The following is a 14,066-nucleotide window of genomic DNA, read 5'->3' on the forward strand; positions in this document are numbered from 1 at the left end:
GATTGTTTATACGCCCTTTATTTCACATTTTGGTACAGAATGCAAGGGCTTATTGAGAATGGTGCAAGATCTCAGTTAAAACCGACTGAATAGCTAATCAAATTTAACAATTGTGCATTTCAGTCCTATGCAAGAGGACTTAAGCTTTTAGCTAGGGGTTTCAACCTCTGGCGGATTGACGAAATGGCGAACTTGGCCGAATGACTGCTATTAGCTAATCTCAAAATTCATAACTTCCCAAACCCAATGCTTGGCGAGATCGATCGTCAAAACTCGGGTCAATTTCCTTGGACTTTTGAAAATAAGCGCGAGATTCAGCATCCTTACCTAAAGTCCGGGCGATCGCACCAGCCCGGTAAAACATCCCCGCATCCCGAATCCCCGATCGCATTATTTCGGCCATCACTCGATCGGCCTTTTGCCATTCCCCAGCACTCGAAAACGCCCAGGCTAAAGTATCCAGCGTGACAGCATCCCGCCGAATTTTCACCTCCTCCTGCATTAACGCCAGCGCTTCCGTCACATCCTGCGATCGACCTTTTTCCAGCAGCAAACTTGCCAAATCCCTGCGGTGGCCAAAACCCCCAGAAGCCTGTTCCTGTCGCAGCCCAGCTTCTGCTTTGTCGCGAAGTCGCCGGGATTCGATCGCATCTCCCTCGAACTCTTTAACTCTCGCCATACCGCGATCGACAATGCGATCGAACACAGTCTCAACCGGGCCAGAATACGCAGAAACCTTGCTGTAATAGCCTTCCGCCTCCCGATAATTGCCCTGCCGCGTCTCCAAATCCGCCAAATAAATCAGCGCCAGCGGGTATCGCGGCACCAACCGCAGCGCCTCCAAAAACAGCGCTTTCGCCTGCACAAACTGCCCGCGACGCGCGTAAAATCGACCCAAGAGCGATCGGGCCCGCGCCGAACCAGCAACCTCTCCCGGTTCCTCCGCCGCCATTGCTTGCCGGTAATCCTGCAAAACCTCAGCATCTCGGCCCTGAGACTCTCTCACTAAAGCTCTCAAAGTGAGAGAACCCAAGTTAGGAATCCGGTTAACTAAGGCTTCTGCGGCTGCATTTGCCTCGCTCACTTTTCCCATCGCTAAGTGAGATGTAACTGAAAGGGCGATCGCATCTTCATTGTCAGAACCCACCTGTTTAGCCAATCGCAAAGCAGTAGCAAAATCGTGTCTCGCCTCAGCAATTCGAGCTAAAACTAACAGCGCACCTTGGTTGTCAAAAGGCAAATCGGCGATCGACCTTTGAGCAGCCTGTTCCGCCAATAAAAACCAACCTCCCTCCCCTGTTGCGCGAGCCATTTTTAAATAAGATCCCGCCAGCGCCGCCCGGTTCAAACCGCTGCGGGAATCAACAGCCAACCGCTGCTGATAAAAAGCAATCTCTTGCTGAATAGCTTCCTTTTGATTGGGATTATTTCTCAAACTTTCCGAGAAATGATAGCGGTAATTAGCATCGAGATTTGCCGAACCTTGGTTAGAAAAATCATCTAAAATAAAACGCACATTAGGCGGTAAATTCACTACTACCATCCCAACTAAAGGAACTACTATCAGTAGCCACCACGATAAAATATCCGATTTTATTTCCAGTTTACTTTTAGTTTTCATACATCCGCGTTAATCAGCGTCCATCTGCGGTTAAAAAAAGGATTTTACATCTGTCATTAGTCAGTAAACCCTGACTAATGACAGATGACTAATGACTAATAACTAATTAGGCAAAGCCAAATAAGGAAAAGTCGGTTCTAAAGGTTTGTGTCCCTGAGCCGGATTTCCCGGAGTTCCGTTATAAGAAACGTTATCGCCAACCGGAGAACCCACCAAAGCTCCCAGAGTGATATCAATAACGTCGTCCATCAGCATACGACCTCCGATCAAGCTTCCTTGAGCATTTGTAGCGCTAGCGTAGCCGCTGGTTTTTGTGGTATCGATCCGCATGACATCGGGTAAGAAAGCTCCGGCGATCGCATTTGGATCGACATTATCCCGACCGTCCAAAAGATCCACAGCATTCAGAGTAGCAACAGCTTCCTGCCGCACCGGAGCAGCAGCAGCGCTCAAATCCGATCTCGGAGGAATATTATTGAATGCTTCCAGATAAGCGGGAGTAACTATCAAACCCTCATTAATTGCAGGTCTTGCCAAACGCTCGAATTGTTTAAAACCGCCAGCTCCGTCTCTGATAGAAACAGTTGACCAAACATCAAAAGTATTCGCCCCACTTCCTGCTTGCAAAAATGCTTTCGGAATGCGGACAGCAATTGTATTGACGTTGTAACCTTTAGTAAAGTCAATCGCTTGATTCGGTTCTTTAAAAGCAGTGCGCGGCCCTGTTCCCAAAGCTGCGGCGCGAACTCGGAAAAATTGTTCCACATCAAAGAAAAACGGGTCTTCGCGTAAACCCGCAAATACAGTCAAGTTAGAACCGCCCACAGGTACTGTATTCAAAACAGCATTAGAATTCAGCGGAGTTGTGGCAATTAGCCCGCCGTTAACTGTAGTCTTAGCAACAGTCTCCGAGCCGCCGCGAACAACAGTTACAGCTACCGCTTGCATACCTTGATTGTTAGGCGGACTGAAGGCAAACCGCAAGATAATATCAGAGCGTCCAGTAGGTGTAGAATTCACGTCACCTACTTGTGTGATGTGAAATTGGTAGAGGGCTGTAGTGCTGAAATAATATTGATAGCGAGCTACAGACCTGGGATTAGAATTCATGGTAAATACTAAATCCCCGTCTGCTGCCCCGGAGTTTTGGTCTTTTTCGCGATATACATACAGGTCAGTTAAATTGACCGCGCGACCTTTGATATCTACTTCGCCGTCGTCGTGGTCAGAAGCGACAATTATCCCTGGAGTTAATAGAGCAATTAGAGCTACTTCAATAGCTAGTATGGTTCGGCGAATTTTTTTTGTGAGCTTCACAGTTAGCACCTTTATTTCAATGAAATTTTTGCACAAATCAATGGTAAATAACCCGCATTCGCGGGTTTTACTTTTGTAGCAACAGGTTGCAATCTGTCAACCTGTCGGGCTTTTGCGCTATTGCTGAGCCTTCTCCTATTGGTGGTATACGAAGGTTTGGCAATTTTGGATCTGTGCTGCCCGACAAATTTATGTAAAAAAGTGGGTAATTAAGGATTTACTCGTTCCCGGACTATTCTTGGGAATACCTGCTTGGAGACACGGCTTCCCTCGATCGAGTGGAGCCAGAGCCTCGCTTATAGGGGTTCCCAGGCTCTTATTGGGATCGAGCAGACAGAGATTGGGAACGAGTGAAGGGCGCGGTTTTGACTCTTCACGCTCAGGGATTTTTTCGTTCTGCATAAAGCGGATTGCTAAGTCTCAAAAAAATCACTAATTAGGTGGTAAAATTCCAGATGACTTGGGATTTTTACAATTCAAAGCACGACAAAATTAGCCTAAAAAGGCATACTCCAGTTTGTACCCCAACTTCAAACTTACAATTATGTTCTGTAGGGATATACGCCGAATTTTTAATTTTGGATCTGTGCAGTCAAAACAAAAATTTTCGGTACACTGAGATGACAGGCCAGAAGTCAGGCGATGAATCGCTGCTTTTAGTGCAGATTGCCCGGAAAGACCAAACGGCATTAGCTAAACTTTACGATCGCTACGGTCGCCCAAGCTACGCTCTCGCTTACAAAATCCTGGGTTCGGTAGAAGAAGCTGAAGAAGTGGTACTCGATGTTTTTTCCCAAATTTGGCAAAAAGCAGCAACTTACGATCCTTCTCGCAGTCGAGCAGATACCTGGTTGTTCATGCTTACCCGCAGTCGTTCTCTCGATCGGCTCCGAGCTGTGCAGCGAACAGTCCGGGCTGCTGAAGCTTGTCTGGAAGAGGCTAAAGTACCCATCTCTAGCGTTGCAGAACCGATGGAAGATGCCATGTTTAAAGAACGCCGCGAACAAGTCAAAGCGGCCTTAGAAAAACTGCCAAAGGAACAGCAACAGGCGATCGAACTCGCTTACTACCAAGGATTGACTTGCGCGGCGATCGCGGCTAAAACTGGTATCCCGACAGGTACAATCAAAACCAGAATTCGATTGGGTATTTCTAAATTGCGTCAAGCTTTGAGCGAAGAATTTTAGATTGTCAAAAAACCCAATTTAAGTTGTTTAACATCAATCTAAAATTATGGCATCTCGAATCATCCATCTTGAGTGCGAGGGTAGCAGACCAATTTCAAGTTTAAAATCAACCTAGGCTGAATTACAATCAATGGCGGAAAACAGATGGAAATGATGCCAGACGAGGAATATAAAATCCTTGCAGCCCTTCAAGCTCTCGATACCCTCGACGAGTCAGAACGCGGCGCATTTGCAGAGAAATTGAAAGAGTCCGCAGAACTTACAAGTGAATTAGCTGCTTTGGAATCAACAATTGCCGCGATCGCCTACACAGCCCCCCCAGTTCCCGTCGCACCCGACCTCAAAAACCGCCTGTTACAGCGCATAGCCGAACTGCCGCCAACCCCAGCAAAATCAGTCAATTTAAAGCCCATTGTTACCTCCCCAACGGAGAACAATGCTCCATCTTTAATAGTGCGATCGCACGATGTCAAATGGAAATCTTATGGAGTTCCGGGAGTTTCGTTCGGCAAGCTTTACATTGACAAAAAAAAGCGCGAAATTACCTGCTTGATGCGACTAGAACCTGGAGTAACATTTCCCATGCACCGACACGCTGCCTCGGAGGAAGTGCTTGTATTAGAAGGAGACTTAATTGTAGAAGGGGAAGTTTGCCATCAAGGCGACTACATTCGATCGGTTCCCGGTTCCAGACATTCGCCCCTCACACAAGGGGGATGTTTGCTGTTAATGAAAACTTCCCTAGACAACGAAATGTTCGTCTGATATTATTTTTGTTGAATTGCCGACAGCTTGGAGGGCGGGTTTATGTATATTTTTAGTTATAAGTATAGATTGTTGGTGAAACCCGTCCCTACAATTATTTCGGTTAATTTACCGGAGACGCTCTAACTCAAGAACCCCATATTGCTCCGCATTCGGCGGTTAAAAAATCCCAATATATTACATAATTACCATGCTAAATTACTCGCGTTTAACTGCTGTTATTTCTGCCGTTATTATACAATTTGTACCCAGCAACCAAAGCGCGATCGCCCAAGAACGCGAAGGATGTTTTCTTGTCAATTCAGTAGGAGAAGTAATTAACTTAAATTTGTTGTGTTCGCCCCAAGAATCCGACATTAAGCTGACAGGAAACGATGGAAAATTTCTCGAAGACTACAAACGCTTAGCAAAAAGCTACTCTCCCGAAGCAACGGATAATTTACTGCAAGCAATCCGAAGGGCCCCCGGTCAAAAAATTGCCACAGCTAAAAGAATGTGTGCGGAAGCAAAATCGGGAGTTTCTCTGCCGGAGTTTAAATTAAGGGCGATCGGGCAAGCTGTCAGTATCGAAAATCCAACTGCCAAAGAAAGTTTTCTCGCCGATGCCGATATTATTACCACCCTTGCCGCCAACCATTATTGCCCGGAATTAGCCAGTAAGTAATATCATGAAATCTGTAGGGACACGGTAAGGGAGCATCTCAGTTTTGCTTTTACTGTCGGTGTGCGATCGTGCCGCTCGCACTCCTAAAAAATGCTTTTTACAAAACCGAGATGCTCCCCACGGTAATGCCGCGTCTCTACTTGCAGCAACGATCCATGAAATTACCGGACATGAGATGAAACATTTAAAGTCTAGTTCCGCCGACTTGCGGGATTTATTCAAAGACAGCATTACAGTTAAATACCTCGCGGAACCGCTGAAAGCTGTCCCCGCTTGCGAAGACGCAGCCAAATTGCGATCGTGGATGGAGACCCGCGATTTTGACGTGCTCGGTATTGAAGAAAATGGCACGGTTTGCGGCTATGTAGAACGATCGCACTTAATGACAGGTAAGTGCAGTGACTACCAGCAAATTTTTCACCCTTCACAATTAATTGCCGCTTCGACTCCTTTGATGGAATTGCTGCCACTGCTGCGAGAAAAACCGAGGTTATTTGTATTAGAAAGCAACAGGATCAACGGGATCGTTACCTGCGGCGATTTGCAAAAAGCACCAGTGCGGATGCTGCTGTTTGGATTGGTGACGCTTCTGGAAATGAATTTATTGCGGATTGTGCGGATTTACTTTCCCCAAGATTCTTGGCAAAAATTGCTTAAGGGCGATCGCATTTTAGCCGCAAAACACCTTTGGGAATTGGGGCGATCCAGAAATGAAGCAATTGACTTAATCGATTACCTGCAATTCTGCGACAAGCGAGATTTAATCCTGACTTCTGCTGAAATAGTCGAGCGGCTGGGGCTCAAATCCAAACGCTACGGGGAGCGTTTTTTAAAGTCAGCAGAAGCATTGAGAAACAAATTAGCTCACGCTCAAGATTTAATCAACGGTTCTTCGTGGCCAGAAGTAATTTTTTTAGCTCAGGAAATAGAAGCGCTTTTGCAGCGTTGCGAAGAAATTGAAATGGCCGCACCTAATGAAGTAGAGAATATTTAATCCTCGTATTTTAGAGAGAGACTTTGTTTCTAGAGTCGCCCTTTCACTCGGCTATTTTGATAGAGGAAGGTGCGCTGAAGCGCACCCTACATTTAGTTTTTAATTTTTAGTTTCCTGTTAGTATACTGAGGTACCCAGCCTTGAGCAGTGGTGTAATACTGCAAGGCTTTCAAGTACAGCGACGGAGTGAGATAAAACCAATGTTCGGTATTGGCAGGCACTTTAATGTATTCTTCAGCTTGCAGCATTAATTGTACCTGAGAGCCGTTAGAATACACAAACCCAAAAACGCATTCCCCAGCTAAAATGTGAAGAACTTCTGCATCTGTGTGGGTATGAGTGCGATGGCTTTGAGTCATCAGCGCGTAAATCTGCTGCGAACCTGGATGCAGCACTTTTAAGTCGCACCACCGATATCCGCTGGCGCGCTTAAACTGTTCAAACTCGCTATTATATGCTGCGAGAATCTGCTGTTTTTCTGTAACATTGAGAATGTCTTGAACGAGCAGTTCTTGAAACGCCGGATTTTCGTTTGGGGGCAGGGAATCGATCTCAATATTTAAAACTGCCAGTTGACTGGCGATCGCCCGGATGTCCGTATATGTTCTACCGTCTTCTAGTTGCAGAACAGCCATATTACCACCTAATGTTTTGAGCTTTGAGGGAAATTTAGTTTCCATTTTTAAGCTGCTGTTTTAAGCTTTGGTCAAAAACTAAATTTCTGCTTATTTTCAATAATAGCCGATCGCTAAAATCCTATATCTACCTTCATAATCATCAAAGAATTACCACAGATGAGATGATTTGTTGAGTTATTTAAGTTTTATTTCTAATTCTCAGAGTGGGGCTGGGAATGCAGATCCATAGGCTGTGGCTATTTTTTAGGGTTCGATGTTTAAACGGGCGATCGGTAAAACACCGCCTACAGCATGAAAAGACAGAAACACAGCCTCAATCTATAAAAATCTCGTCAGATTAGCTTACAATACAAGACTAAAGCTCAAAATTACGGCGCAGCCTCATTGCTGCTACTTTTATGTCTCTACCTATAGTTGCTATTATTGGACGCCCCAATGTAGGCAAATCGACGCTCGTCAACCGTTTAGCCAACACCCAAGACGCGATCGTCCACGACGAACCAGGAATCACCCGCGATCGCACTTACAGACCAGCATACTGGGGCGATCGGGAATATCAAGTCGTAGACACCGGCGGGCTAGTATTCGACGACGAAACAGAATTTTTGCCTTTAATTCGCGAACAAGCAATGGCGGCCCTCGCAGAAGCCAGCGCAGCCATTTTCGTAGTTGACGGAAAAACCGGGCTCACCGGCGGCGACGAATCGATCGCATCTTGGCTGAGACTGCAAAAAGTTCCGGTTATTCTCGCCGTCAACAAATGCGAATCGGAAAATACAGGACTCACCCAAGCAGCCGACTTTTGGCAATTGGGACTCGGAGAACCTTTCCCAGTTTCCGGCATTCATGGCAACGGCACCGGCGAATTGCTAGACAAATTAATAACTTACCTTCCCACGGAAGTATTACCAGAAGTTGAGGAAATTAAAGTAGCAATTATCGGTCGTCCCAACGTCGGTAAATCGAGTTTGTTAAACGCATTTCTCGGAGAAAACCGCGCCATAGTCAGCCCGATTTCCGGCACAACCCGCGACGCGATCGACACCTTAGTAGAACGGAACGGTAAAACCTACCGCCTGATCGACACAGCCGGAATCCGCAAAAAGAAAAACGTCGAATACGGCGCAGAATTTTTCGGCATCAACCGCGCTTTCAAAGCCATCCGCCGCGCCAACGTCATACTGTTAGTAATTGACGCAATAGACGGTGTTACAGATCAAGACCAAAAATTAGCCGATCGCATCAGCCAAGAAGGTCGAGCCTGCATCATAGTCGTCAACAAATGGGATGCCGTAGAAAAAGAGTCCGACACCATATACGAGTACGAAAGAGAAGTAAGAACCCGACTTTATTTCCTCGACTGGGCAGAAATGATTTTTGTTAGCGCCATGAGTGGACAGCGAGTTGAAAAAATCATTGAATTAGTAGACAAAGCCTCCGACGAACACAAACGTCGCGTCCCTACCGCCGTCATTAACGAAGTCATAGAAGAAGCCACAACCTGGCACTCAGCCCCAGTTACCCGCCAAGGAAAACAAGGCAAAATCTATTACGGTACTCAAGTGCGATCGCAGCCACCGACAATCGCCCTATTTGTCAACGATCCCAAACGCTTTACCGAAAATTACCGCCGCTACATGGAAAGCCAATTCCGCAAACATCTAGGCTTTACTGGTACACCAATGCGGCTACTGTGGAGAGGCAAAAAAGTTCGTGCCACCGAAATGAGCACAACCAACAGAGCACTGCGGGTCAAGTAATTTTAGATTTTAGATTTTGGATTTTAGATTGAAGAGAAGATGCTGTTAGATGATATAATTGATTGCCAATAACAGCCAAATTTTTAATCTAAAATCTAAATATCGGATGAACGAACAAGAGTTTAAACAAAGAACGAAGGCTCTAGCATTAAGAGTTATTAAGCTAGTAAGTTCACTCCCAAAAAATACCGTTTATGAGGTAATTGACAAGCAGTTAATTCGTTCAGGAACTGCTGTAGGGGCTAACTATCGGGCAGCTTGTCGCGCTAGATAAACAGCAGACTTAATTGCCCAACTCAGAATCGTGGAAGAAGAAGCAGATGAATGTCTTTACTGGATGGAGCTGATAGTTGAAGCTAAATTATTAGAGGTCACTAATTTGAGGAGTATCATGTCAGGAACGAATGAAATTTTAGCGATGACAGTGGCCTCCATCAAAACTTTAGTTGCTAAAAACCCAACAGCAAATCGTAAATAAAAAAAAATCTCAAATCCCACCAAAATCCCCAATCAATCAATAAATCCCCAATCAATCAAAAAAATCTCAATCAATCAAAAAATCCCCAATCAATCAATTAATCAAAAAATCTAAAATCTAAAATCTAAAATCTAAAATCGCAAGATGGACTTACTTCGATCGCTCCCCATAGGACTATACCTAGAACAACCCGTAACCTGGCTGCACAGGCTAGACTCCCGCGTTAAACTAGCCTGGTTGATGACATTTCTGATTGCACCAATACTCGCCAATCCTATCTGGCGGTTGATGCTAGTAGGAATGTTAATCGTACTGACACTAACAGCAGCAATTCCCTTGCGCGTGTGGAAACAGCAAATGGGACTGCTGCTGCTATTCTGTCTATTCGTATTTTGCCTCAGCGCGATCGCCCCCGACGGACTCCCCGCAGAACACCAGCCCCGCATCCCCGCCGACGAATTAACCTTTTCCCAACAGCCCGCAACCCTTCCACCCCCGCCCCAACCAAAACCCTGGTACAAACCTTTTAACTTAGGCTCAAACTCCCCAATCCCCAATCCCAAAGCCCAAAGCCCAAATCAACTCCCCCAACCCACAAACTACCGTTACGTTGTATTCAAACAAGGCCCGATTAAAATCACCCGCAAATCCCTAGATTTAGCTATCAACGTCAGCACCCTATTTTTCACAGTAATTTACAGCACCAACCTCTACCTCCTCACCACAGCCAGCGAAGAAATCACCGCCGCCCTTGAAAACTTAATGCAGCCTCTGCGCCGCTTGAACTGGCCTATCACCGAAATAGCCTTAACATTAACTTTATCTTTGCGATTCATTCCCCTAGTATTGGAAGAAATACAAAATTTAGTGCGATCGGTCAGAACCAGAGCGATAAACTGGAAAAAACTCGGATTTCGCAGCGCTGCTCAAGTGTGGTTGATGATAGCTGAGCGGCTGTTAGAAAACTTGCTCCTGCGAGCTGAACAAATAGCGAGCGCCATGAAAGTTCGTGGCTTCACCAGTCCCGATCGACACCGTGTAGAATGGCACCAGTTGCAATTGAAAATCCGAGACTGGATCGCCCTCGGCTGCTTGATAGTCCTGTGGAGCGCCCGCTTCGTTTGGGGTTGGGACAGTTGAGATTTTAGATTTTAGATTTTAGATTTTAGATTCATTGATTGATTGATTAGATTTGAGATTGAAGAATGGGGAAGAACTGATTCTAGTTTCAGATATCGGGGTTCTTCACGAGGGATTGACCCTACAAGAGAATGAAACAGCCTTGGATTCAAGCGGGGTTGGGAGGACGGGCCGACATTTGAGTAAGTTTTGTCTGGTGCGCGACAGTCCTGCTAAAGTAATGGAGATAAATATTTAGAGAACCAAGACCTTGAACATCTATCTTGGGACAGATATCGTATATGTTCCGCGCATTCAAGCCACATTAGACCGTTTTGGCGATCGCTTCCTCGAAAAAGTTTACACGCCCGCCGAACAAAGGGATTGCGGGCAACTAAATTCTCAACACAGCAGCATTAAAGGTAAAATGAATCGAGTTTCCTGCAACCAGCTAGCGGGGCGTTGGGCAGCAAAAGAAGCCGTTGTCAAAGCTCTAGGCACGGGATGGCGGGGAATACGGTATGCAGATGTGGAAATTCGGCGCTCTGAAAACGGTGCTCCCAATGTGCAACTGCACGGAACCGCAGCAGCAAAAGCCTCTGTTTGGGGAAGTTGCCAGTGGCAATTGAGCCTCAGCCACGACGGAGACTATTGCACGGCTACGGCCATCGCCCTTTGTAGCCCGCCGTCAAACAACGCCGTCGGGCGATCGAACGAAACTAAAATCTAAAATCGAAATCTTTAATCTAAAATTGATAGATTGTGAGTGTGAATGACTACCGAAACTTACCTGAATCATCCAAACTTTGGCCTCCTCTTCAGGGTATCCCAGGTTGAAGACAGCCAAGAATTATTTACCACCCTATACGCCCAACGCCTGTTTTTTTTGGTGACAAACGGCCCTGGCGGGCTGAGATTTGAACCAATCAGCCGCTCCGACGCTCGCCTCATGGTCGAAATTCGCCTGCGAACCCTGCGTCGCAGCGGTCAATATCAGGAGTACGACCAATTGCAGACCATTCACCAGCGCACATTTCAATAACGAAAATCAGTAATTTGGTAACTGGTAACAGTATTAATTTTCCTTCCCTCCAGTCAAGAGCGTTGAGCAACCATGACCATTGCCTCTCGAATTCACAGCATTCGCCAACACTTGCCCGAATCAGTGCGGTTAATTGCCGTTACCAAACAGGTACCGACTGATGCTATCCGCGAAGCATACGATGCCGGTATCCGGGATTTTGGTGAGAGTAAGGTTCAAGAGGCTGCCGAAAAACAAAGCCAACTGCAAGATTTACCGGATATCAACTGGCACTTGATCGGCCACTTGCAAGCCAACAAAGCCGCCAAGGCCCTAGAGCATTTCCAGTGGATTCACTCTCTCGACAATTTCAAACTCGCTCAGCGACTTTCGCGCTTGGCAGGGGAAATGTCATGCTCTCCCCAAGTGTGCCTGCAAGTCAAAATGTTGCCCGACCCGGACAAATACGGCTGGAGCGTTCCAGAACTGCTGGCCGACCTTCCAGAACTCAACAAATGTCAGCATATCAAAATTCAAGGTTTGATGACAATTCCTCCGCTGGGATTAGATGACTCGCAAATCCTCGAATTATTTAACAGCACTCGCGAACTAGCACAGAAAATCCAGCACCAAAATTTGCCCTGCATTCAAATGCAGCAGCTCTCGATGGGGATGTCGGGAGATTATCATTTGGCAATTCAAGCAGGTGCTACTATGGTACGGCTAGGACAAACCTTATTTGGCTCTAGGAGGGGATAAATAATTGAAATCTTCTGATAAAGACAATTTGGGTTAAATATAGAATAGTCAGCTACCCGCGACTAACGCGCAACGCGAGTATAGTCGGGGCAGCCAAGTCGTGAAGGAGCGTGAATCATGAATATTTTTTCTAAACTGCGAGATTTTGTAGGCATCAACAATGAGCCTGAGTACGATGACGTTTACGACGAAACGGAAGGGGAGCGCTATCAGAACTTCTACCAAGCGCCTGAACCGAACCCCGCTGCCGTCGCAGCAGCAGAGGAAGAACGTCGTCAAAATCGTAGAATGCGAGAGCGGTCAGTAGTAGGATCGACAGGTATGGATGTCGTTGCACCAACCGGCGGAGTAGGGTCAGTAATGAATAACGTGATTGGAATGCCTGGAGCTATGAACGGGATTTCGGAAGTAGTAGTAATGGAGCCGCGCACTTTTGAAGAGATGCCGGCAGCAATTCGAGCCCTTAAGGAACGCAAGTCTGTGGTTTTGAACCTGACGGTGATGGACCCAGACCAAGCGCAAAGAGCCGTGGACTTTGTGGCGGGCGGTACTTATGCCCTTGACGGTCATCAAGAGCGAATTGGCGAAAGTATTTTCTTGTTTACGCCTAGCTGCGTGCAGGTGAGAACTCAGTCTGGCGTGGTTCACGAAGTGCCTCCTGCTCAAGGACGCCCTCGTCCTGCGGCTCCTGCACCAACAGTGTGGCCGGCAGAACAAGCTCCAGTCGCTCAGTAGTCTGTTGAGTGTTGACTGTTGACTGTTGACTGTTGACTGTTGGCAGTTGACGGTTGGCAGTTGGCAGTTGGCAGTTGGCTATTGAAAAATAACTAATAACAAATAACTAATAATAACTAACTAATAACAACTAACTAATAACTGACTAATGACAAACATAAAATTTGGTACGATCGGCGGCGGGGTAATGGGAGAAGCTCTCTTATCCCGCTTAATAGCAGAAAAAGTTTATTTGCCTTCAGAAATATTGGTGAGCGAGCCTGGGGTAAAGCGCCGCGATTTTTTGACTGAGAAATACGGGATTGGAACAACAGCCAGCAATCTAGAAGTTGCTGCCGCTACGGAAGTGCTGTTTTTGGCAATTAAACCCCAAGTTTTTGATACGGTAGCTTTGGAGTTGGCGGTGGCGGCCGATCGCAAACAGGGAAATAATGGAGAAACGGCTAATTCCCAGCCACAAGCGCTGGTAGTGTCGATTTTGGCAGGAGTGCCACTGAGCAAGCTCGAACCAGCTTTTCCGGGGCGGGGAGTGCTGCGGGTGATGCCGAATACTCCGGCAACGGTAGGGGCGGGAATGAGCGCGATCGCTCCGGGAAAACTTGTTCAACCGGCTGATTTAGAATTAGTAAAGCGCATCTTTCAGGCCGTGGGAGAAGTGGTAGAAGTACCTGAGAGTATGCTGGATGCGGTGACTGGGCTTTCGGGTTCCGGGCCTGGTTATGTAGCAATTTTGATTGAGGCCTTGACAGATGGCGGAGTTTGTGCAGGTTTGCCACGGGCGATCGCCTCTCAATTAGCTTTACAAACAGTATTCGGTACAGCGAAGCTAATGCAAGAAACGGGAATGCACCCGGCACAATTGAAAGATCAAGTTACGAGTCCCGGCGGTACAACTATTGCGGGAATTGCTAAATTAGAGAGTAGCGGCTTCCGTTCTGCGCTAATCGAAGCCGTGAAAGCAGCTTGTTTGCGTTCTCAAGAATTAGGTAAATAAGTCAGGAATAACGC

14 protein-coding genes and 1 pseudogene are annotated in these 14,066 nt (G+C 46.5%); 12 read left to right on the forward strand and 3 right to left on the reverse strand.

What is annotated here, in order from left to right:
- Positions 1-220: 220 nt before the first annotated feature.
- Positions 221-1,621: a hypothetical protein gene (locus tag QUB37_RS02900; protein ID WP_333158921.1), complete on the reverse strand. Its 1,401-nt coding sequence runs from the start codon at positions 1,619-1,621 to the stop codon at positions 221-223.
- 102 nt (positions 1,622-1,723) lie between these two features.
- Positions 1,724-2,938, reverse strand: a complete 1,215-nt coding sequence (locus QUB37_RS02905) for a DUF4331 domain-containing protein (protein ID WP_333158923.1) — start codon at positions 2,936-2,938, stop codon at positions 1,724-1,726.
- 620 nt (positions 2,939-3,558) lie between these two features.
- Between QUB37_RS02905 and QUB37_RS02910 the strand changes: the two genes are divergently transcribed.
- The 4 genes from QUB37_RS02910 to QUB37_RS02925 all read left to right on the forward strand — a co-directional run bounded on the left by QUB37_RS02910 (position 3,559) and on the right by QUB37_RS02925 (position 6,548).
- Positions 3,559-4,125 (forward strand): sigma-70 family RNA polymerase sigma factor, encoded by a 567-nt coding sequence (locus QUB37_RS02910; RefSeq protein WP_333158926.1) that lies wholly within the window; start codon positions 3,559-3,561, stop codon positions 4,123-4,125.
- A 150-nt stretch (positions 4,126-4,275) separates the two neighbouring features.
- Positions 4,276-4,890, forward strand: coding sequence for a cupin domain-containing protein (locus QUB37_RS02915; protein WP_333158928.1), 615 nt, complete (start codon positions 4,276-4,278; stop codon positions 4,888-4,890).
- Between the two features lie 190 nt (positions 4,891-5,080).
- Positions 5,081-5,554 carry a DUF732 domain-containing protein gene (locus tag QUB37_RS02920; protein WP_333158930.1) on the forward strand — a complete coding sequence of 158 codons (474 nt, stop codon included), beginning with the start codon at positions 5,081-5,083 and terminating at the stop codon, positions 5,552-5,554.
- Positions 5,555-5,597: 43 nt separating this feature from the next.
- The gene (locus tag QUB37_RS02925) at positions 5,598-6,548 is read left to right on the forward strand and encodes a hypothetical protein (RefSeq protein ID WP_333158932.1); all 951 of its coding nucleotides are present in this window, start codon (positions 5,598-5,600) and stop codon (positions 6,546-6,548) included.
- A gap of 92 nt (positions 6,549-6,640) precedes the next feature.
- Here the strand turns inward: QUB37_RS02925 and QUB37_RS02930 are convergent, their stop codons facing one another.
- Positions 6,641-7,228: an acireductone dioxygenase gene (locus QUB37_RS02930; RefSeq protein WP_333158934.1), complete on the reverse strand. Its 588-nt coding sequence runs from the start codon at positions 7,226-7,228 to the stop codon at positions 6,641-6,643.
- 356 nt (positions 7,229-7,584) lie between these two features.
- Between QUB37_RS02930 and der the strand changes: the two genes are divergently transcribed.
- The 8 genes and pseudogenes from der to proC all read left to right on the forward strand — a co-directional run bounded on the left by der (position 7,585) and on the right by proC (position 14,052).
- Positions 7,585-8,946, forward strand: a complete 1,362-nt coding sequence (der, locus tag QUB37_RS02935; protein ID WP_333158936.1) for a ribosome biogenesis GTPase Der — start codon at positions 7,585-7,587, stop codon at positions 8,944-8,946.
- A 106-nt stretch (positions 8,947-9,052) separates the two neighbouring features.
- Positions 9,053-9,424: pseudogene (locus QUB37_RS02940) on the forward strand (four helix bundle protein).
- Between the two features lie 144 nt (positions 9,425-9,568).
- Positions 9,569-10,564 (forward strand): energy-coupling factor transporter transmembrane protein EcfT, encoded by a 996-nt coding sequence (locus QUB37_RS02945; protein ID WP_333158937.1) that lies wholly within the window; start codon positions 9,569-9,571, stop codon positions 10,562-10,564.
- 250 nt (positions 10,565-10,814) lie between these two features.
- A complete protein-coding gene (gene acpS, locus QUB37_RS02950; protein ID WP_333158939.1) occupies positions 10,815-11,273 on the forward strand; it encodes a holo-ACP synthase in 459 nt (152 codons plus the stop codon).
- Positions 11,274-11,315: 42 nt separating this feature from the next.
- Positions 11,316-11,585: a transcriptional coactivator PipX gene (pipX, locus tag QUB37_RS02955; RefSeq protein ID WP_006634205.1), complete on the forward strand. Its 270-nt coding sequence runs from the start codon at positions 11,316-11,318 to the stop codon at positions 11,583-11,585.
- Positions 11,586-11,657: 72 nt separating this feature from the next.
- Positions 11,658-12,323, forward strand: a complete 666-nt coding sequence (locus tag QUB37_RS02960) for a YggS family pyridoxal phosphate-dependent enzyme (RefSeq protein ID WP_333158941.1) — start codon at positions 11,658-11,660, stop codon at positions 12,321-12,323.
- A gap of 117 nt (positions 12,324-12,440) precedes the next feature.
- Positions 12,441-13,058 (forward strand): cell division protein SepF, encoded by a 618-nt coding sequence (locus tag QUB37_RS02965; protein WP_333158943.1) that lies wholly within the window; start codon positions 12,441-12,443, stop codon positions 13,056-13,058.
- Between the two features lie 148 nt (positions 13,059-13,206).
- On the forward strand, positions 13,207-14,052 hold the full coding sequence (proC, locus tag QUB37_RS02970; RefSeq protein ID WP_333158945.1) for a pyrroline-5-carboxylate reductase: 846 nt from the start codon (positions 13,207-13,209) through the stop codon (positions 14,050-14,052).
- The last annotated feature ends 14 nt before the right edge of the window (positions 14,053-14,066 follow it).

Origin of the sequence: Microcoleus sp. AT3-A2 (assembly GCF_036705685.1) — a bacterium.
Lineage (GTDB): Bacteria > Cyanobacteriota > Cyanobacteriia > Cyanobacteriales > Microcoleaceae > Microcoleus.